The organism is Stenotrophomonas sp. 05N37 (assembly GCF_056397365.1).
In genome coordinates this window covers 277,680-295,702 of record NZ_JBFTNG010000002.1, presented here as the reverse complement: position 1 = coordinate 295,702, position 18,023 = coordinate 277,680, and the positions used below count along the sequence as shown (strand labels likewise).

Genomic DNA, 18,023 nt, shown 5'->3' with positions numbered 1-18,023 from the left:
GCCATGAGCGAGAAGAAAGCCTACCCGCTGCGGATCAACGCCGACATCCTCGCGGCGTTGCAGCGCTGGGCCGATGACGAACTGCGCAGCGCCAATGCGCAGATCGAGTACGTGCTGCGCGATGCCCTGCGCAAGGCCGGCCGCCTTCCCAAACCCGATTCGAGCAAGGAGAGCAAGCAATGAGCAAACGCTGGAGCTACCTCACCGTCGAGGTGAAACCGTCCTGGACGGGGCTGAAGTCCGACGACATGCAGACCGAACTCAATCGCCACGGCCAGCTCGGCTGGGAACTGGTGAACGTGCTGCAGACCCAGCCGATGGGCGTGGCGGTGCTGATCTTCAAGAAGGAGATCTAGGATGGCCAACCTGCTCCGGCGCAGCGCAGCGCTGCTGCTGTCCACGCTGGCGCTGGCCGCCTCGGCCGCCACGCCACCCGCACAGGTCGCCACGCAGCTGCTGGACCACCTGCAGGCCGGTGACGGTGCCGCCGCGGTGGCGATGTTCACCCCGGAAATGGCCAGCGCCGCGCCCGCCCCGGGCCTGCTGGCCTTGTGGCGGTCGTTCGGCGAACCACGTGGCCGCGGTGCGGCCGAGGTCATCTCCACCAGCGAACGCCCCGACGTGGTGACGCAGCCGCTGCAGTTCGCCGCGGGCACCGTCGCGGCCACCGTGGTGGTGGACGCGCAGGGCCGGATCGCCGGGCTGTTCTTCAAGCCGGCCGAGCCCGCGGCGCCGCCGGTACCCGCCGACGCGCGCTATCGCGAAGTGCCGCTGGACATCGTGACCGCCGGTGGCCCGCTGCCCGGCCTGCTGGCGCGGCCGCACGGCGGCACCGCCCCGCTGCGCGCGGTGGTCCTGGTGCACGGCTCGGGGCCGCAGGACCGCGATGAGACCATCGGCGCCAACCGCCCGTTCCTGGACGTGGCGCGCGGCCTCGCCGCGCATGGCATCGCGGTGCTGCGCTATGACAAGCGCACCCGCGTGCGGCCCCAGGCGTTCAGCGGCGACGCCTACACCATGGACGACGAAACCACCCACGATGCCGTCGCCGCCGTGGCCACGCTCGCGGCACAGGCGGGCATCGACCCTCGCCACGTCTATGTCATGGGGCACAGCCAGGGGGGCATGCTGGCGCCGCGTATCGCCCGGCAGTCCGGCAAGGTGGCCGGCCTGGTGCTGTGGGCGGCACCGGCACGATCGCTCCTAACCCTGCTGCCCGAGCAGAACCGCTACCTGCTGGGCCTGGATGGCCGCATCACCCCCGACGAACAGGCCTTCCTGGACACACTGGACCGCCAGATCGCCGCCGCGCGCAGCGATGCCCCGGTGGCGCCGGCCGACCTGCCCCTGCGCCAGCCGGCCAGCTACTGGCGCGCCTTCGACGCGGTCGATCCGGTGGCCGATGCCCGTGCATCCCCGCTGCCGATGCTGCTGCTGCAGGGCGGCCGCGATTTCCAGGTGACCGAGACCGACTGGCAGCTATGGCAGCGCGGGCTGTCGGGTCGCCGCAACGCCAGCTTCCAGCACTATCCGGCGCTGAACCACCTGGGCATTGCCGGCGACGGCCCCGGCTCATTGCAGGAATACAGCCAGCCCGGGCACGTGCTGCCGGCACTGATCGATGACGTTGCCGCGTGGATCGGAGCGCAGCCATGAGCACCGGGAAGGAGACCGCCAGGGACGTTGCCGTCGCGCCCGCCCCGGTATGGCGCCTGCTCTGGCTGTGGGTGCCGATGCTCGGTGCGGCGGCGCTGATCGCCGCCACCACGCTGCAATCGAACCAGCGCACGCCGCACGAACTCGGCCTCACCCTGCCGTTCCTGGCGCTGGTCACCGCGGTGCTGAGCTGGGGGTTCTTCCGCCGCCGCATCCACCTGCAGGGCGATACGCTGGAGGTGGTGTCCACCTTCTACCGCAAGCGGGTAGCGGTGCAGGACATGCACCTGGAGCGCGCACGGGTAGTGGACCTGGCCGAACACGGCAGCCTCGACCCCGGCATCAAGACCAACGGCTATGCCATGCCCGGCTTCAAGTCCGGGCACTACCGCCTGCGCGACCGCAGCAAGGCGTTCTGCCTGCTCACCGACCGCAGCCGCGTGCTGTATCTGCCGCTGCGCGATGGCAGCGCGCTGCTGATCAGTCCGGAGCAGCCGCGCGTCCTGCTGGATGCACTGCGGGCGCTGGCCGCGCCCGCCGGCAGGCACTAAGCTGGGGCCCATGCGCCGCGCCCCTGCCCTGCTGATCAACACCGCCGACATCGAGCTGTGGCCCGGCGGCGTTCTGCGCGCGCGCAGCAACGCCGATGCGCGCGCCCTCGCCCAGGCGCAGTGGGTGTTGCGGCGCAAGCGTGATGGCCGCTATCTCGCGGTGGCCACCGCGCACGGGGTGCTGCCGCTGGTGCCGCGCCTGATGCGCGAGGAAGGCATCGAAGCCGCCTTGGACGCGCTGGATCAACACTGGGCACGACACGGCCGCAGCGAGACCCGTGAAAGCCTGCTTCCGCTGAGCGGGCTGCAGCAGCGCCTGGGCCAGCTGGGCATCGACGCCGCGGCCTATGAAGACGCCACCGGCCTGGCGCTGGAAGCCGAGCCGACCCAGCTCAGCCTGGCCGGTTTCGACCGCTACCGGCGACCGCTGTGGCTGCGGCGTGACGCCGCGCGCAGCTGGCAACGCATGCAACGTGCCGCGGCAATGGACGGCATCGCACTGGATGCGATCTCCGGCTACCGCAGCCACGCCTACCAGCTGGGCATTTTCGAGCGCAAGCGCGCGCGTGGCCTGCAGGTGGCCGACATCCTCAAGGTCAACGCAGCACCGGGCTACAGCGAGCACCACAGCGGCTTCGCGCTGGACATCGGCACGCCCGGCGAGCCACCGGCCGAAGAGCGCTTCGAACACACGGCCGCCTTCGCCTGGCTGCTGCAGCACGCGGGCAGGTTTGGCCTGCAGCTGAGCTACCCGCGCGACAACCCGCACGGCATCGTCTACGAGCCGTGGCACTGGTGCTGGCGCGCAGGCGCCGGCTGACGCCCCACCTCCAACAGGATCCGCAATCATGGAAGATTCCAGTCCCTACCAGGCCCCCGGCAGCGCACCGCCCGCACCGGCATCGAGCGCTGCCCCGCCGGTCAGGCTGCCGGCGGAGATCAGCCGCCCGATCACGGCCATGTGGGTCGTCGCCCTGATCCTGGCGGCGATTTCGCTGGCCGGGCTTGTGTATGCGGTGATGCAACTCCTGAAGCCCGCGGGCATCGCCCCCCCACCGTTATCGGCCGCTTTGATGGGCGGTGGACTGCTGTTCGATCTGGGCCTGTATCTGGGCACGGCCTGGGGCCTGCGCAAGCGCAGCCGCGCTGCCGCATGCGTGCTTCTGGCCTACTACCTGGCTGGACAGGTGCTGACTTTCGTCACCGGGCAGCGCGCGCCGACCACCGGCCTGTTCATGACCATCATCGTCACGTTCGTGATGATCCGCGGGACCATGGAGACATTCACCGCGCATCGCTACATCGCCCGGGCCAGGCACTTGCCGCCGCGTCCGCGCCTGAGTGATGACCCGGCGTTCGCCGCCAGGCCGGCGCCGACCGAGTGAACCGGGTAATGGACGACAACCCCTACCAGGCCGGCCTACCGGCACCGCTGCCGGGCCTCCAGCGCCGGCGCCGGCTGACGCTGCGCGCGCTGGCCAGTCCGATCACGCGGATGTGGGCGCTTGCCGCGTGCCTGGCGGTGTTCCATGCCTTCATGGCCGCGGGCGTGGGCATGGGCGGGGTGACCTCCCCGGCGGACGGCGTGGCCAAGGCCGGCCTGTTTGCCGGCATCACGCTGGTGATCGCCGCGCTTTACCTGGGGCTGGGCTATGGCATCCATCGTCGCAGCCGCATCGCCGCCTGCCTGGCCCTGGTGTTCTGCGCGGGGTACCTGATGGTCCAGCTGAGCATGCCCGGCCGTCCCGACCGGACCCTGCTGGCCGTCATCGCGGTTGGCACGCTGGTCTGCCTGCACGGCACCTGGGCAATCTTCGCCCATCATCGCCACACCCGCGCCCGCTCACTCCTGTGAGCGCCGGGTGGCTTCTTTCGCGGCCACGCTGAAATCGGCGATCCGCCACAGATACAGGCTGGCGTAAGTGCGGTACGGCCCCCAGCGCTCGCCACGCGCCAGCAGCGCCTTGGGCGTGGGCAGGGTCTCGGCCTTGTCCACGCGCTGGGCGCCCTTGCGGATACCGAGGTCATCCACCGGCAGGATGTCCGGCCGCCCCAGCCGGAACATCAACATCATCTCCACCGTCCAGCGGCCGATGCCGCGGATCGGCACCAGTGCGTCGATGATGGCATCGTGCTCCATCACCGACATCCGGCGCAGGTCGGGGATCTCCCCGGCGGCCTCGCGCCGGGCCAGATCGCGCAGTGCCAGCGTCTTGTTGCCCGATACCCCGCAGACGCGCAACGCGGCGTCATCGACGCGGCCCAGCGTGTCGGCGTGCAGGCGCGCGCTGCCGATCGCGACCTCCACCCGGCCAACGATGGTCGAGGCGGCCTTGCCGCTGAGCTGCTGGAACAGGATCGCGCGCGCCAGTGCATCGACCGGATCAAACGACGTCGACCAGCCGGGCTGCGCCGCGATCGGGCCCAGCCGCTTCATCCACGTCCCCAGCCGGCGGTCGCGACGGCTGAGCCAGTCGTGCGCCTGTTCTACATCGAAGCCACGCCGGAAGCGGGGCATGTCAGCGGCGCAGTGCGTTCAGGCCGTACACGACCCAGCCCAGCATCAGCGCACTGCCCCCCACCGGCGCCAGCCCGGTGCTCAGCTGCCAGAGCGCGCCGGCCACCAGGCTGCCGGAGAACAGCAGCGTGCCCAGCAGCAGCACGTACAAGGCCAGCTTGCCGACGCTGTTCTGCTGGGTCGGGCCCAGCACGGCCAGTGCGATGCCGTGGCCGAATGCATACAGCGCGGCGGTGTTCACGTGTGACTGGGCCAATGGCTCGGCGATGCCGTGCGAGGCATAGGCGGACAGGCCCACGGCGGTGGCGGCCAGCAGCCCGCCCAGGCACGCCAGCAGTGAGGGTTTGCGTGCACGTCGTTCCAGGTTGAGCATGCGGACTTCCTTCCAGGGCGCTCCGCGATCGGAGCCAAAAAAAAACGCGCCGCAGGGAGCGGCGCGTTTTTCGTCGTGCGTTACATCACGTCAACCGTCGGTTTACTTGACGGCCCAGTAGATGTCGTACGTGCCGTCGGCGGTGAACGACTTGTCCACGCCGTCCTTCCAGGACTCGTACGGACGGTCGATCACTTCGTTGCCGTTGGTCACCGACCACGCACGCAGGGCGTTACGGGCGATGTCCAGGCCAGCCATGTGGCCGGTGTAGGCCGCATGCGCCGAACGGTGCGGGGCAACGTGCACGTACTTCACCGGGGCACCGCCGTCGATCTTCACGGTCAGGGCTTCGGCAGTCGCGCCTTCAGCACCCTTCTTCTTGACCGGCTGGGCCACGTCGAAGGCGTACTTCTCCTGGCCGAAGTCGGTGGTGATGATCCGGAACGGGCCGGCGGCTTCGAGGTTGTTGGCCTCCATCACGCGCTTGATCCATTCCTGGTTGTCATGGATCGACTTGGTGATGGTCTCCTGGCCGCGGTCGACGTTGCCGGCGGTGACCACCAGCAGGTCTTCGGCCGGGACGTCCACGATGGCCAAGTCGGTCAGCGGGGCTTCTGCGGTGCGGTAGTCGATGTTCGGCACGGTGGCCAGCATGTTGGCCATGCGCGACAGACCCAGCTTCAGGTCGTCACCGATGTGGCGGCTGACGTACAGGCCGGCGTAACGACCAAACAGGTTGAAGCCGTACTTGACGCTGTAGTCCTGGGTGATCTTGACGTTGCGGCCACCCTTGCCGGTCGGCTCGAGGGTGAAGCTGGTCTTCTTGTCGTGGCCCTTGGTGGCATCCTCGATGTTGATCGACACCAGCTTGTTCTTCTCAGAACCGGTGATCTCCCAGCTACCTTCGCCCAGGGAACTATCCTTGGAGACGTAGTCCAGGCGTGCACCAACGCCGGCCGCGGGGCCGGACAGCTTCAGTTCAACGGCGGGATCGCGCAGCAAGAGCGGGTTCCAGTCCTTGAAGCGGCGCAGGCTGTTGACCGTGTCGTACACGATCGTCATCTTGCGGTTGGTCTCGATGCTTTCGGAAATATGGCGCTCGCCCGGCAGACATACGCCAATGATGACGAACAGGCCAGCCACGATCCCCAAGGCGATCAGGAACTCGATAATACGGGTCATTCAGGAGTCTCCGGGGCCGATCCCACGGCCGGGTTGATTGAAGCGAAGCGCCAATCCTAGCAGGCTTCGCGGGTGTTGTAGATCAGGATTGGCGCACCGGTTTCCATGCCGGCAGCGGTTTTGCATAGACAAGGAGCGGAAAGATAACGCATCGCGCGTGTCAGCACGTAGCGGATGCGGAATATTTCTTTGCCGGATTCGGCCGACGGGCCCCGAAACCACCCCGCAGCCCTTGCTACACAAGGGCTGCGGCGGATGTTCAGGATCGTGTCCGGCGGCCGCTCAGACCAGTTGCAGCTCGAAGGCCTTCAGCACCGCCCGGGTCCGGTCGCGCACGCCCAGTTTGGACAGGATGTTGGACACGTGGTTCTTGATCGTGCCTTCGGCCACGCCCAGCGAGTTGGCGATCTCCTTGTTGGAGAAACCGCTGGCCATCAGGCGCAGGATCTCGGTTTCGCGGTCGGTCAGCGGGTCCGGCCGGTCCAGGCTGACGAACTCGTTGCGCATGTGCTCCAGCCCGGAGAGCAGGCGCTGGGTCACCGCCGGCTGCACCAGCGAGCCGCCGTCGGCCACGGTGCGGATCGCACCGACCAGCTGGTCCAGGGTCACATCCTTGAGCAGGTAGCCCTTGGCCCCGGCCTTGAGCCCGGCCAGCACCAACTGGTCGTCGTCGAAGGTGGTCAGGATGATGGTGGGCGGCAGCTGGCCCAGCCGCGACAGCATCTGCAGCGCCTCCAGGCCGGACATCACCGGCATGCGCATGTCCATCAGCACCACGTCCGGGCGCACCTGCGGTACCAGCTCGACCGCCTGGCGGCCATCGGCGGCCTCGGCCACCACCTCGATGCCGGCATCCAGCGCCAGCAGCGAGCGGATTCCCTGCCGCACCAGGGTTTGGTCGTCGACCAGGCAGACGCGAATCATCGAGCACTCCTCAAGGAACGGGGGCCAGCAGCAGCACTGGCGCGCCGGGAACCGAGGCGCGCAGGCGGAAGCCCTGACCCCGGCGGGTTTCAATCTGCAACTCGCCACCGCATTGGTACAGGCGCTCGCGCATGCCGCGCAGGCCGTTGCCGACCACGATGCCGTCGGCCCCCACCCCGTCATCATGCGCCTGGATGACCACCTGGCCTTCACTGTCGCGCCGGACCTGGATCCACAGGTTGCGCGCCCGCGCATGGCGGACCGCGTTGGTGATGATTTCCTGGGTACAGCGCAGCAGCACGTGCGCACGCTCCGGGTCTTCGACGCTGAGCGGTTCGGCAATGTCCAGGTGGATGTCCAGCGAGGGCACCTGCTCGGTGAGCGGACGCAACGCGGCGGCCAGGTCGATGGCGCCGCTGTCGCGGATCTGGCTGACCGCCTCGCGCACGTCGGTGAGCAGCAGCTTGGCCAGGGTGTGGGCCTGGTGCACGTGTTCCTGGGCCTGCCCGTCGGTGAGGTGGCCGGCCACTTCCAGGTTCAGGCTGAGCGCGGTGAGGTGGTGGCCCAGCAGGTCGTGCAGCTCGCGCGAGATGCGCGTGCGCTCGTTGACCCGGGCACTTTCGGCCAGCAGTACGCGGGTGGCGCGCAGTTCCGTATTGAGCCGGCGCTGCTCTTCGCGGGCGTCGGTCTGCTGCCGCGCGACCAGGCTGGTCACGAAGATGAACATGGAAAAGCCGCCATACAGCAGGGACTGCATCAGCGCTTCGAACAGCGGCATGCGCAGGATCAGGTAGTACACCGGCAGCACCGCCAGCTGGCTCAGCAGCAGCCACAGCACTCCGCCGCGCACCTGCAGCATCCAGGGAATCACCCCGGCGGCGACCATCATCAGGATGCTGCCCAGGCCCGATCCGCTCAGGTAGCTCACCCCCAGCGCCGAGGTCGTGAGCAGCAGCAGCACCACCCGGTCATACCAGGCCGAATGCCCGCCCCCGTCGCGCAGGCCGCGGGTCAACCAGAAGTAGCACGCGCCGAACGCCAGGTAGGCGGTGAACAGCCACACCGCCCAGTTGTCCAGGCCGTCACCGCGGTGGCGCAGCAGCGATTCGTACTGGGAATAGACCACCGGCAGGCCGACCATGACCCAGGTGAACAGGCCGGCCAGTCGCAGTACTCGGGTTTGGCTCAGGTATCCCAGCATGGACGCATCTTAGGCTGAACCTGCGCCCCTGCACCCCCACATAAGTCATGCCCCCCGATTCGCGAGGGCCGGCGACCCGTGCAATAATCCGACGAGGGCCCCTTGATGGGCCAACCGCGTTACCCCACGGAGTCACAATGTCGATTGTCATCCGCGACGTGCGCGAGCACGAGCTCGATTCCGTCCTGGCCCTGAACAACAATGCCGGCCTGGCCATCCTGCCGCTGGATGCCGCCCGCCTGCGTCTGTTCTATGAAACCGCTGAATATTTCCGCGTCGCCGAGCGCGACGGCAACCTGGCCGGCTTCCTGATCGGCTTCGGCAGCGACAGCCAGCACGACAGCAGCAACTTCGCCTGGTTCCAGCAGCAGCTGGACAGCAAATTCTTCTATATCGACCGCATCGTGGTCGCCAGCCGCCGTCGCGGCGGCGGCGTCGGTCGTGCGTTCTATGCCGATGCGCAGAGCTATGCCGAGCTGCGCTACCCGCAGATGACCTGCGAGGTGTTCCTGGACCACGGCGCCGACGCGGCGCTGCTGTTCCATGGCAGTTTCGGCTTCCGCGAGGTCGGGCAGAACACCATGGAGCACGTCGACGTACGCGCCAGCATGCTGCTCAAGGACCTGTGCAGTTACCAGTGGGTGCACGACACCTACGGCGACCAGCTGCCCGACGTGCCCTGGGTGGGCCATCGTCGCGAGCCGCTGCGCGCGCATCGACCGACGGGGACCTGAGGTGGCGGCGAACATGGATTTTGAACAGGCCGGTGAACTGAAGATCGGCCAGGTCGGCATCGCCAACCTGCGCATCCGCACCCTGGATGTGGAACGCCTCACCCGCGAAATGCACGACCGCGTGGCGCGGGCGCCGAAGCTGTTCGGGCGCGCGGCGGTGATCCTGGACTTCGGTGGCCTCAGCCAGGTGCCCGAGGTGGCCACCGCACAGGCGCTGCTGGACGGCCTGCGCAGCGCCGGCGTGCTGCCGGTCGCGCTGGCCTACGGCACCCCCGAGACCGAACGGCTTTCCCAGCAGCTGGGGCTGCCACTGCTGGCCAAGTTCCGTGCGCAGTACGAACGCGCCGAGCTGGAAGCGGTGCCGTCGGCCCCGCCGCCGCCCGCGCCCGCGCCGGAACCGGCGCGCCGCACCCGCGCGGCTGCCCCGCCGGCCGCCCCGGCCGATCCGGCCAAGGCACCGCAGCCGGGCCGGATGCAGACCAGCAACGTGCGTTCGGGCCAGCAGCTGTACGCCGAAAACTGCGACCTGACGGTCATGGCCACGGTCGGCGCCGGTGCCGAAGTGATCGCCGACGGCAGCATCCATATCTACGGTACGCTGCGGGGCCGTGCCCTGGCAGGTGCCCAAGGCAACACCACGGCGCGCATCTTCTGCCGTGAATTCCATGCTGAACTGGTCGCAATCGCCGGCCATTACAAGGTACTGGACGATGTCCCGGACACCCTGCGCGGCAAGGCCGTGCAGGTGTGGCTGGAACAGGACCAGATCAAGATCGCGGCGCTGGACTGATCCGGCGCCCAAACAAATGAATCAGGAGAAGTCCTTTGGCTGAAATCATCGTAGTCACTTCCGGCAAGGGCGGCGTCGGCAAGACCACCAGCAGCGCCAGCCTGGCATGCGGACTGGCACGCCGTGGCAAGAAGGTGGCCGTGATCGACTTCGACGTCGGCCTGCGCAACCTGGACCTGATCATGGGCTGCGAGCGCCGCGTGGTGTACGACTTCGTCAATGTCGTGCACGGTGAAGCGACCCTCAAGCAGTCGCTGATCAAGGACAAGCGCTTCGACAACCTGTACGTGCTGGCGGCGTCGCAGACGCGCGACAAGGATGCGCTGACCCAGGAAGGCGTGGGCAAGGTGCTCAAGGACCTGGCCGCCGATGGCTTCGACTACATCATCTGCGATTCGCCGGCCGGCATCGAAAAGGGCGCGTTCCTGGCGATGTATTACGCCGACCGCGCCGTCGTGGTGGTGAATCCGGAAGTGTCGTCGGTCCGCGACTCGGACCGCATCATCGGCCTGCTCGATTCGAAGACGCACAAGGCCGAGTCGGGCCAGGACGTGCCTGCGTTCCTGCTGCTCACGCGCTACAGCCCGGCGCGGGTGGAAAGTGGCGAGATGCTGAGCATCACCGACGTGGAAGAAGTGCTGGGCCTGAAGGCGATTGGCGTGGTGCCCGAGTCGGGTGACGTGCTCAATGCGTCCAACAAGGGCGAGCCGGTCATCCTGGACCCCGAATCGGCGGCGGGCCAGGCATACGAAGATGCGGTGGGCCGCATCCTTGGCGAAGAGCGTCCGATGCGCTTCACCACCGTGGAGAAGAAAGGCTTCTTCAGCAAGCTGTTCGGAGGGTAAGCATGGGACTGTTCGATTTCCTGAACCGGAAGAAGACCACCGCCGAAACGGCCAAGAACCGCCTGCAGATCATCATCGCGCAGGAGCGCAGCCACCGTGGCGGCCCGGACTACCTGCCCCTTCTGCAGCGCGAGCTGCTGGAAGTGATCAAGAAGTACGTCAACATCGATGCTGACGCGGTCAAGGTGGACCTGGTCAAGGACGGCGAGCACGACGTGCTCGACATCTCCGTCGCCTTGCCCGAAGGCCCGCAGCAGCCCTGAGCCTGGTCGCCCCTTCCCACCGGGAGGGGCGATCAACGCAGACACCATGACGACTGAAGCTATCGCCGCCGACGCCCAGGTCACCTGCGTCGGCGATATTCGTTTCGACGATGCCGTCGCCCTGCTTGCCGCGCACCAGCTGCGCCTGCACAGGGTGGACGACGCTGCGCCGATTCCGGGCAGTTACTGGGGCGAGCCGGAAGCCGGGATCATCGGCAGCGATGTCTACGTGCGTGACGACACGCCGGTGCATTCGATGCTGCACGAGGCCTGCCACCTGATCGTGCTGCCGCCGGAGCGACGCGCGCTGGTGCATACCGATGCCACCGACTCGGTGCCCGAGGAAGACGCCACCTGTTACCTGCAGATCGTGCTGGCCGCGCAGCTGCCCGGCGTGGGCAGCGACCGGTTGATGCGCGACATGGATACGTGGGGGTACACGTATCGCCTGGGGTCGACGCGGGCGTGGTTCGAGCAGGATGCGGAAGACGCCAGGGCGTGGCTGATCGAGCGCGGCCTGCTCGCGGCGTAGATCCACGCCATGCGTGGATGCGCTTCGTTCCGATGCTCATGAACCCCTGATGGTGCCGCGCTGCGCGCGGTATCCACGCATGGCGTGGATCTACGGGGTTTGTTATCGGCTGGTCGGGCATTTCAATCGGTGTGCGCGTGGTCGGGCATTTCAATCGGTGTGCGCGTGGGCTGCGTTTCAATCGGCGTTCGCGCGGGCCGCGTTTCAATCGGCGTTCGCGTGGACCCGCGTTCAAACCGGCGCACCGGCTTCCGTAGATCCACGCCATGCGTGGATGCTCTCCGTTCCGATGCTCATGAACCCCTGACGGTGCCGCGCTGCGCGCGGTATCCACGCGTGGCGTGGATCTACGGGGTTTGTTATCGGCTGGTCGGGCATTTCAATCGGTGTGCGCGTGGGCTGCGTTTCAATCGGTGCGCGGGTGGGGCCCGCGTTCAAACCGACGCACCGGTTTCCGTAGATCCACGCCATGCGTGGATGCTCTCCGTTCCGATACTCATGAACCCCTGATGGTGCCGCGCTGCGCGCGGTATCCACGCATGGCGTGGATCTACGGGGTTTGTCATCGGGTGGTCGGGCATTTCAATCGGTATTCGCGTGGTCGGGCATTTCAATCGGTGGCCGCGTGGCTGCGTTTCAATCGGTGCGCGGGTGGGCTCGCGTTCAACCCGGCGCACCGGTTTCCGTAGATCCACGCCATGCGTGGATGCTCTCCGTTCCGATGCTCATGAACCCCTGACGGTGCCGCGCTGCGCGCGTATGGTTCTATTGCCCGGCCATGGCGCGCAGCGTGATGCCGACGATGTAGGCCAGGTAGGTGCCGGTTGCATACCCCATCGTGCCCAGCAGCACGCCGACCGGGGCCAGTGACGGGTGGAAGGCGGCGGCGACCACCGGTGCCGAGGCCGGGCCGCCGATGTTGGACTGCGAGCCGATCGCGAAATAGAAGAACGGCACCTTCAACACCCGCGCCAACGCCCACAGCAGCACGATGTGCACCGCGATCCAGATGATGCCCAGCAGGAACAGCCACGGGCGGTCCAGCAATGCCAGCAGGTCCATCTGCATGCCGATGCAGGCGATCAGGAAATACAGCAGCAGCGACCCCAGCTTGGAGGCCCCTGCCCCTTCCAGGTTGCGCGCGCGGGTGAAGCTCAGCGCCAGGCCGCAGGTGGTGGAAATCACCACCACCCACACGAACGGTGCGTCCAGGCTGAACTGCGGGGCCCAGCTGACGTGGCCCTTGAACCACGCCGAGACCGGTCCGGCGATCGCGTGCGAGAGACCGACCGTGCCAAAGGCGACCGCGACGATCAGCATCAGGTCGGTAAGGCTGGCCACGCGCTCGTGTTCGCTGCGGAACTTCTCGATGCGCAGCTTCAGTTCGTCGATACCGGAGGTATCGGCGCCACTGCGTGCATCGATCTTCGCCGCGCGTCCGGCCAGGAAGATCAACGCCGCCATCCACACATAGCCCACGCCCACGTCGACCACGGCGAACTGGCCGAAGGTGGTCGCATTGACGTCGAACACCTCGCGCATGGCCAGCATGTTGGCACCGCCCCCAATCCAGCTGCCGGCCAGGGCGGCCATGCCCGCCCAGGTATCGCCGGCCACGGTGGCCGGGTGCAGCCACTTCATCAGCTGGAAGGCCACCACCGCGCCCAGCATGATGCTGAAGGACGCGCCCAGGTACATCACGATCAGCTTCGGCCCCAGCCGCAGGATGCCCTTGATGTCCACCGCCAGGGTGAGCAGCACCAGCGCGGCCGGCAGCAGGATGTCGCGGGCCACCGGGTTGTACAGGTGCGTGTTCTGCCCATCGATCAGCCCGACCGTGTTGTAGATGCCGGGCAGCAGGTAACACAACAGCAGCGCCGGCACGACCGTGTAGAAGCGCTTCCACAGGCCCTGCTCGCGCGAGGCGGTCCAGAACACCGCGCCGAGGGTGGCGGCGATCAGGCCGAAGACGACGATGTCGTTCTGGATCAGGGCGGGTGCTTTCACGGGTGCGGGGTGCCTGGTGGGTAAACAGTTGCACGGAGGAGACGTAGAGCCGACCGTTGGTCGGCTGCGCTTTTACGGCAGCCGACCAACGGTCGGCTCTACCGGTTACACCGCCGACGACGCCCGGTTACACCGCCGACGATGGCCGGTTAAACCGCAGCCGATCACCGCTGCTACCACGGCCAACGAGACCCGGTGCCATGAAGAAGCGCCGCCCCAAGGGGCGGCGCGTCCATCGGGCTTACTCGCCGATGTGCTGCTTCAACCAGCCGTTGACGGTGTCGTGCCACTGCACGCTGTTCTGCGGCTTGAGCACCCAGTGGTTCTCGTCCGGGAAGTACAGGAACTTGGACTCGATGCCCTGGCGCTGCGCCGCGGTGAACGCGGCCAGGCCCTGCTCCACCGGAATGCGGTAGTCGAGCTGGCCATGCACGATCAGGATCGGCTTCTTCCAGTCCGACACGTGGTTGACCGGGTTGAACTTCTCGTAGCTGGCGGCCTTCTGGTACGGCGTGCCGCCCTGCTCCCACTCGGTGAACCACAGCTCTTCGGTGGCGTAGCCCATCATGCGCTGGTCGAACACGCCGTCATGGTTGACCAGGCACTTCCACGGCTCGTTCCAGTTGCCGGCGATCCAGTTGACCATGAAGCCGCCATAGCTGGCACCCAGCGCGCAGGCCTTGTCGCCGTTGAGGAACGGGTACTGCTTCTGCGCCGCGGCCCAGCCCTTCTGCAGGTCTTCCAGCGGGCGATCGCCCCAGTGCTGGCTGATCGCATCGGTGAATTCCTGGCCGTAGCCGGTGGACCCGTGGAAGTCGATCATCACCACCGCGTAGCCCTGGCCGGCGTAGGTCTGCGGGTTCCAGCGGTAGCTCCAGCCATTGCCGAAGCTGCCCTGCGGGCCGCCGTGGATCAGGAACGCGACCGGGTAGGTCTTGCCTTCCTGGTAGTTGTACGGCTTGACCACATACCCGTGCACGGTGTCGTTGTTCCAGCCCTTGAACTGGAACTGCTCGTAATCGCCGAAGGCCACGTCCGGCAGCATCTGCGAGGCGCTCGGGGTGATCTCGCGCGGGCTGCTGCCATCGGCGGCGGCCACCACGATCTGGTCGCCACTCTTGAGGCTGTTCTTCGTGTACGCCAGCGTGGGACCGGCGATCACCGGCGAACCGATGCTGCCGCCTTCGGCGACGACGGTGGCCTTGCCGGTGGCGATGTCGATGTTGAACAGGCGGTGTTCGCCCAGGTCGTCGGCACCGGTGTAGAAGCTGTTGCCGTCGGCGGCCAAGACGATTTCACCGGCCGAGCGGTCCCACGTGGGCGCGATCTCGCGGGTCTTGCCCGAGGCCAGGTCCAGCGCCATCACCCCGAAGCGGTCCGCCTCGAAGCCCGGGCGCTTCATCGCGCGGTAGTACAGGGTCTTGCCGTCGGCGCTGAACACCGGGCCGGCATCCCAGGCCGGGTTGGACGCGGTCAGGTTGACCGGGGCTTGCTTGCCGTCCACGTCGAGCCGGTACAGGTCGAAGTTGGTCGACCACGGTTCCTGCTTGCCGGCCACGCGGATGGCGGCGACCACGCTCTTGCCGTCCGGCGCCCAGGCGAAGTCGTCGTTGCCGCCGAACGGCTTGGACGGCGCGTCGCCGTCGAGGGTGGCGCTGATCGCCGAGGCGCCCTTCACCGCTGCCGCCTTGGCCGCCGGCAACGGCGCCACGAACAGGGTGTTGCGGCGGCCATCGGCCCAGGTGTCCCAATGGCGCACGAACAGCGTGTCGAAGACTTCACCGGTGTTCTTGCGCGCCTTGTGCGCGTCCAGCTTCTTGCTGGTGCAGGCCAGGTCCGAGCCGCAGGCCTGGAACACGCCGCTGCTGAAGACCACACGATCGCCCTGCGGGGACACGTGGAAGCTGTCCACGTCCACCGGGAAGTCGGTCAGCTGGCGCGGGGCGCCGCCGGCGATCGGCTGCGAATACAGCTGCTGGCTGCCGCCCTTGGCGCTGAGGAAATACACGGTGCCGCCGTCGGCCGACAGTGCCGCCGAGTTGACGTTCCAGCCGGCCGGGGTCAGCGGCTTGGGCGGCGCCAGGTCACGCGTGCGCAGGTTGCGGATGAACAGGCCGGTGCTGGCCTTGCTGTCACTGCCGACCACGCGCTTGGCGAACACCACGTTGCCGCCATCGGCGGTCAGCAGCGGGGCCGAGACACGATCCAGCGCGATCATGTCGCGCACATCCAGGCCACGCGTGGCGGCCAGCGACGGCATCGCAGTCAGCAGGCACAACGGCAGCAGGGCGTAACGAAGTTTCATCGGGGTCTCCGCGGAACGGCAAAACGCCGATGGTAGGGCCGGAGGGCCCGCCCATGCAAAGGCCATCGGTCATGCCGATGCCCTTGCCACCGTCAGAAACAACAAACCCCGCCGGGGCGGGGTTTGCCTTGAAACCGGTCGGGGGTGTTTAGACCGAACCCACCGCGCGCTTGCCGGTGCGGTAGATCAGCCAGCCCACCAGGAACAGCACGGCCAGACCGATCCACTGCGCACCCGGCAGGTGGAACGGCAGCGCCAGCACGTCGGCACGGCTGCTCAGCACGATCGGCACCGCGATGGCGATACCCATCAGGGCCTCACCGGTGATCAGGCCGGCAGCGAACAGCACACCCGGCTTGTGCACGCGGTCGCGGCCTTCTTCATCGTCGCCACGGATCTTGTGGAAACGCTCCACCAGGTAGGCGATCAGGCCACCGAGGAAGATCGGCACCATCAGCTCCAGCGGCAGGTAGATGCCGATCGCCGCGGCCAGCACCGGCACGCGGAAACGGGCGTTGCGCGACTTCAGCCAGCTGTCGAAGGCGATGATCGCCGCACCGACCACCGCGCCGATGCCGATGAAGGTCCACGGCAGCTCGCCACCGAACAGGCCCTTGGCCACCGAGGCCATGAGGTTGGCCTGCGGCGCGGCCAGCGCGTTGGGATGCAGCTCGGACTTGACGCCGATGCCGTAGGCGGTGGCCAGCAGGTTCAGCACCGGGGCCATGATCAGCGCGCACGAGAACGCGCCGATGCCCAGCATCAGCTGCTGCTTCCACGGGGTCGCACCGACGATGTAGCCGGCCTTGAGGTCCTGCAGGTTGTCGCCACCGACCGCGGCGGCGCAGCACACCACCGCACCGATCATGATCGCGGCCACCGCACCCAGCGGTGCACCGCCGACGCCGACCGGGGTCAGGCCGTCCTTGCCCAGCAGCAGCACCAGCACCGCCGAGGCGAACAGGATGGTGGAAATGGTGATGCCCGAGACCGGATTGTTGGACGAACCGATCAGGCCGGCCAGGTAGGCCGAGACCGAGACGAACAGGAAGCCGGCGACGATCATGATGAGGGTCATCGGGATCGAGACGTGCCACTGGCCCACGATGGCCTGGTACAGCGCCAGCAGCGGCAGGGTGAACACCACCAGGGCCACCAGCATCCACTTCATCGGCAGGTCGCGCTCGGTGTGCGCCAGCGCCGGGCCACCGCTCTTGCGGGCCGCGGCGAAGCCGCTCTTGACGCCGTTGAGCAGCGACTTGCGCAGCGAGATCAGGGTCCAGACGCCGCCGATCAGCATTGCGCCGACGCCGAGGTAACGCATCTTCGCGCCCCAGATGGCGAACGCCGCCTCGGTGGAGGTGACCGTGGCGATCGAGGCGGCCAGCGCCGGATCGCTGTTCAGGAAGAACGCCTGGTACAGCGGAATGGCGATGTGCCAGGTCAGGATCGAGCCGGACACCACCACGATGCCGACATTCAGGCCGACGATGTAGCCCACGCCGAGCAGCGCCGGCGACAGGTTGGTGCCGATGAAGGCGGTGATCTTCGAGCTGCCCACGTAGGCCGAGGTGGCCCAGGCATCGGGGATCAGGCGCAGGCCGCTCTCGGCGGCCAGCTTCACGAACGCACCGATCACCGCCGACACGGCGAGGATCTTCAGGCCCGGGCCCGGGTTTTCACCGGCCTTGAGCACTTCGGCGGCCGCCTTGCCTTCCGGGAACGGCAGCGGGTCTTCGACGATCATCGAGCGCCGCAGCGGCACCGAGAACAGCACGCCCAGCAGGCCACCGAGGCCGGCGATGCCCAGCACCCACCAGTACTTGAAGTCCGGCCAGTAGCCCATGATCACCAGCGCGGGGATGGTGAAGATGACGCCGGCGGCGATCGACGAGCCGGCCGAGGCGCCGGTCTGGACGATGTTGTTTTCAAGGATGGTGCCACCGCCCAGCAGGCGCAGCACGCCCATGGAGATGACGGCGGCGGGAATCGCGGTGGCGATGGTCAGGCCTGCGAACAGACCCAGGTAGGCGTTGGCGGCCGACAGCACCACCGCCAGCACGATGGCAAGCACCACCGCGCGGAGAGTGAGCTGGCGTGGCGCAGCGTCGTTGTTCATGGAAGCCCCTGCTGGCAAAAAAT

At 67.6% G+C, this 18,023-nt stretch carries 20 protein-coding genes; 12 read left to right on the top strand and 8 right to left on the bottom strand.

Annotation, left to right across the window (positions count from 1 at the left end; all coding sequences use genetic code 11):
- Window positions 1-3: 3 nt before the first annotated feature.
- The 7 genes from AC1DGC_RS07970 to AC1DGC_RS07940 are packed head-to-tail and all read left to right on the top strand — an operon-like array spanning window position 4 to window position 4,062.
- Window positions 4-183: a type II toxin-antitoxin system antitoxin gene (locus AC1DGC_RS07970; RefSeq protein WP_259203864.1), complete on the top strand. Its 180-nt coding sequence runs from the start codon at window positions 4-6 to the stop codon at window positions 181-183.
- Complete coding sequence (locus AC1DGC_RS07965; RefSeq protein WP_259203863.1) at window positions 180-356, top strand: DUF4177 domain-containing protein; 177 nt, start codon at window positions 180-182, stop codon at window positions 354-356. Before AC1DGC_RS07970 ends, AC1DGC_RS07965 begins: the two co-directional genes overlap by 4 nt.
- Window position 357: 1 nt before the next feature.
- Window positions 358-1,656, top strand: a complete 1,299-nt coding sequence (locus AC1DGC_RS07960; protein WP_394161648.1) for an alpha/beta hydrolase — start codon at window positions 358-360, stop codon at window positions 1,654-1,656.
- Window positions 1,653-2,207 carry a PH domain-containing protein gene (locus AC1DGC_RS07955; protein ID WP_478047597.1) on the top strand — a complete coding sequence of 185 codons (555 nt, stop codon included), beginning with the start codon at window positions 1,653-1,655 and terminating at the stop codon, window positions 2,205-2,207. The genes AC1DGC_RS07960 and AC1DGC_RS07955 overlap by 4 nt, the downstream gene beginning before the upstream one ends.
- A 10-nt stretch (window positions 2,208-2,217) precedes the next feature.
- On the top strand, window positions 2,218-3,027 hold the full coding sequence (locus tag AC1DGC_RS07950) for a M15 family metallopeptidase (protein WP_478047596.1): 810 nt from the start codon (window positions 2,218-2,220) through the stop codon (window positions 3,025-3,027).
- Window positions 3,028-3,055: 28 nt separating this feature from the next.
- On the top strand, window positions 3,056-3,592 hold the full coding sequence (locus tag AC1DGC_RS07945) for a hypothetical protein (RefSeq protein WP_478047595.1): 537 nt from the start codon (window positions 3,056-3,058) through the stop codon (window positions 3,590-3,592).
- Between the two features lie 8 nt (window positions 3,593-3,600).
- The gene (locus AC1DGC_RS07940) at window positions 3,601-4,062 is read left to right on the top strand and encodes a hypothetical protein (RefSeq protein ID WP_259203855.1); all 462 of its coding nucleotides are present in this window, start codon (window positions 3,601-3,603) and stop codon (window positions 4,060-4,062) included.
- Here the strand turns inward: AC1DGC_RS07940 and AC1DGC_RS07935 are convergent.
- From AC1DGC_RS07935 to AC1DGC_RS07915, 5 genes are all read right to left on the bottom strand, one after another.
- Window positions 4,051-4,725 carry a DNA-3-methyladenine glycosylase family protein gene (locus AC1DGC_RS07935; protein WP_394161657.1) on the bottom strand — a complete coding sequence of 225 codons (675 nt, stop codon included), beginning with the start codon at window positions 4,723-4,725 and terminating at the stop codon, window positions 4,051-4,053. The genes AC1DGC_RS07940 and AC1DGC_RS07935 overlap by 12 nt on opposite strands.
- A 1-nt stretch (window position 4,726) precedes the next feature.
- Complete coding sequence (locus tag AC1DGC_RS07930) at window positions 4,727-5,098, bottom strand: DUF423 domain-containing protein (RefSeq protein ID WP_259203853.1); 372 nt, start codon at window positions 5,096-5,098, stop codon at window positions 4,727-4,729.
- 102 nt (window positions 5,099-5,200) lie between these two features.
- Window positions 5,201-6,280, bottom strand: coding sequence for a polyketide cyclase (locus AC1DGC_RS07925; protein WP_259203852.1), 1,080 nt, complete (start codon window positions 6,278-6,280; stop codon window positions 5,201-5,203).
- Window positions 6,281-6,562: 282 nt separating this feature from the next.
- The gene (locus AC1DGC_RS07920; RefSeq protein ID WP_259203851.1) at window positions 6,563-7,204 is read right to left on the bottom strand and encodes a response regulator; all 642 of its coding nucleotides are present in this window, start codon (window positions 7,202-7,204) and stop codon (window positions 6,563-6,565) included.
- A gap of 10 nt (window positions 7,205-7,214) precedes the next feature.
- Window positions 7,215-8,405, bottom strand: coding sequence for a sensor histidine kinase (locus tag AC1DGC_RS07915; RefSeq protein ID WP_259203850.1), 1,191 nt, complete (start codon window positions 8,403-8,405; stop codon window positions 7,215-7,217).
- 137 nt (window positions 8,406-8,542) lie between these two features.
- Between AC1DGC_RS07915 and AC1DGC_RS07910 the strand changes: the two genes are divergently transcribed.
- From AC1DGC_RS07910 to AC1DGC_RS07890, 5 genes are read left to right on the top strand one after another with little or no spacing between them, the layout of a single operon-like run.
- Window positions 8,543-9,139, top strand: coding sequence for a GNAT family N-acetyltransferase (locus AC1DGC_RS07910; protein WP_259203849.1), 597 nt, complete (start codon window positions 8,543-8,545; stop codon window positions 9,137-9,139).
- A 13-nt stretch (window positions 9,140-9,152) separates the two neighbouring features.
- Window positions 9,153-9,929 carry a septum site-determining protein MinC gene (gene minC / locus AC1DGC_RS07905; RefSeq protein WP_394161662.1) on the top strand — a complete coding sequence of 259 codons (777 nt, stop codon included), beginning with the start codon at window positions 9,153-9,155 and terminating at the stop codon, window positions 9,927-9,929.
- A gap of 35 nt (window positions 9,930-9,964) precedes the next feature.
- Window positions 9,965-10,774 carry a septum site-determining protein MinD gene (gene minD, locus AC1DGC_RS07900; protein WP_256776357.1) on the top strand — a complete coding sequence of 270 codons (810 nt, stop codon included), beginning with the start codon at window positions 9,965-9,967 and terminating at the stop codon, window positions 10,772-10,774.
- Window positions 10,775-10,776: 2 nt separating this feature from the next.
- Window positions 10,777-11,037 carry a cell division topological specificity factor MinE gene (gene minE / locus AC1DGC_RS07895; RefSeq protein ID WP_017355894.1) on the top strand — a complete coding sequence of 87 codons (261 nt, stop codon included), beginning with the start codon at window positions 10,777-10,779 and terminating at the stop codon, window positions 11,035-11,037.
- Between the two features lie 46 nt (window positions 11,038-11,083).
- Window positions 11,084-11,569, top strand: a complete 486-nt coding sequence (locus AC1DGC_RS07890) for a hypothetical protein (RefSeq protein WP_478047594.1) — start codon at window positions 11,084-11,086, stop codon at window positions 11,567-11,569.
- A 765-nt stretch (window positions 11,570-12,334) separates the two neighbouring features.
- Here the strand turns inward: AC1DGC_RS07890 and AC1DGC_RS07885 are convergent.
- The 3 genes from AC1DGC_RS07885 to AC1DGC_RS07875 all read right to left on the bottom strand — a co-directional run bounded on the left by AC1DGC_RS07885 (window position 12,335) and on the right by AC1DGC_RS07875 (window position 18,000).
- Complete coding sequence (locus tag AC1DGC_RS07885; protein ID WP_478047593.1) at window positions 12,335-13,576, bottom strand: DUF819 family protein; 1,242 nt, start codon at window positions 13,574-13,576, stop codon at window positions 12,335-12,337.
- 241 nt (window positions 13,577-13,817) lie between these two features.
- Window positions 13,818-15,881 carry a S9 family peptidase gene (locus AC1DGC_RS07880; protein WP_394161669.1) on the bottom strand — a complete coding sequence of 688 codons (2,064 nt, stop codon included), beginning with the start codon at window positions 15,879-15,881 and terminating at the stop codon, window positions 13,818-13,820.
- A gap of 148 nt (window positions 15,882-16,029) precedes the next feature.
- Window positions 16,030-18,000 (bottom strand): OPT family oligopeptide transporter, encoded by a 1,971-nt coding sequence (locus AC1DGC_RS07875; RefSeq protein WP_259203843.1) that lies wholly within the window; start codon window positions 17,998-18,000, stop codon window positions 16,030-16,032.
- Between the last annotated feature and the right edge of the window lie 23 nt (window positions 18,001-18,023).

What these genes read in the sequence shown, in the direction of transcription:
- AC1DGC_RS07970 (WP_259203864.1), top strand. Translation starts at nt 4, where the DNA reads ATGAGCGAGAAGAAAGCCTACCCGCTGCGGATCAACGCCGACATCCTC.
- AC1DGC_RS07965 (WP_259203863.1), top strand. Translation starts at nt 180, where the DNA reads ATGAGCAAACGCTGGAGCTACCTCACCGTCGAGGTGAAACCGTCCTGG.
- AC1DGC_RS07960 (WP_394161648.1), top strand. Translation starts at nt 358, where the DNA reads ATGGCCAACCTGCTCCGGCGCAGCGCAGCGCTGCTGCTGTCCACGCTG.
- AC1DGC_RS07955 (WP_478047597.1), top strand. Translation starts at nt 1,653, where the DNA reads ATGAGCACCGGGAAGGAGACCGCCAGGGACGTTGCCGTCGCGCCCGCC.
- AC1DGC_RS07950 (WP_478047596.1), top strand. Translation starts at nt 2,218, where the DNA reads ATGCGCCGCGCCCCTGCCCTGCTGATCAACACCGCCGACATCGAGCTG.
- AC1DGC_RS07945 (WP_478047595.1), top strand. Translation starts at nt 3,056, where the DNA reads ATGGAAGATTCCAGTCCCTACCAGGCCCCCGGCAGCGCACCGCCCGCA.
- AC1DGC_RS07940 (WP_259203855.1), top strand. Translation starts at nt 3,601, where the DNA reads ATGGACGACAACCCCTACCAGGCCGGCCTACCGGCACCGCTGCCGGGC.
- AC1DGC_RS07935 (WP_394161657.1), bottom strand. Translation starts at nt 4,725, where the DNA reads ATGCCCCGCTTCCGGCGTGGCTTCGATGTAGAACAGGCGCACGACTGG.
- AC1DGC_RS07930 (WP_259203853.1), bottom strand. Translation starts at nt 5,098, where the DNA reads ATGCTCAACCTGGAACGACGTGCACGCAAACCCTCACTGCTGGCGTGC.
- AC1DGC_RS07925 (WP_259203852.1), bottom strand. Translation starts at nt 6,280, where the DNA reads ATGACCCGTATTATCGAGTTCCTGATCGCCTTGGGGATCGTGGCTGGC.
- AC1DGC_RS07920 (WP_259203851.1), bottom strand. Translation starts at nt 7,204, where the DNA reads ATGATTCGCGTCTGCCTGGTCGACGACCAAACCCTGGTGCGGCAGGGA.
- AC1DGC_RS07915 (WP_259203850.1), bottom strand. Translation starts at nt 8,405, where the DNA reads ATGCTGGGATACCTGAGCCAAACCCGAGTACTGCGACTGGCCGGCCTG.
- AC1DGC_RS07910 (WP_259203849.1), top strand. Translation starts at nt 8,543, where the DNA reads ATGTCGATTGTCATCCGCGACGTGCGCGAGCACGAGCTCGATTCCGTC.
- minC (WP_394161662.1), top strand. Translation starts at nt 9,153, where the DNA reads ATGGATTTTGAACAGGCCGGTGAACTGAAGATCGGCCAGGTCGGCATC.
- minE (WP_017355894.1), top strand. Translation starts at nt 10,777, where the DNA reads ATGGGACTGTTCGATTTCCTGAACCGGAAGAAGACCACCGCCGAAACG.
- AC1DGC_RS07890 (WP_478047594.1), top strand. Translation starts at nt 11,084, where the DNA reads ATGACGACTGAAGCTATCGCCGCCGACGCCCAGGTCACCTGCGTCGGC.
- AC1DGC_RS07880 (WP_394161669.1), bottom strand. Translation starts at nt 15,881, where the DNA reads ATGAAACTTCGTTACGCCCTGCTGCCGTTGTGCCTGCTGACTGCGATG.
- AC1DGC_RS07875 (WP_259203843.1), bottom strand. Translation starts at nt 18,000, where the DNA reads ATGAACAACGACGCTGCGCCACGCCAGCTCACTCTCCGCGCGGTGGTG.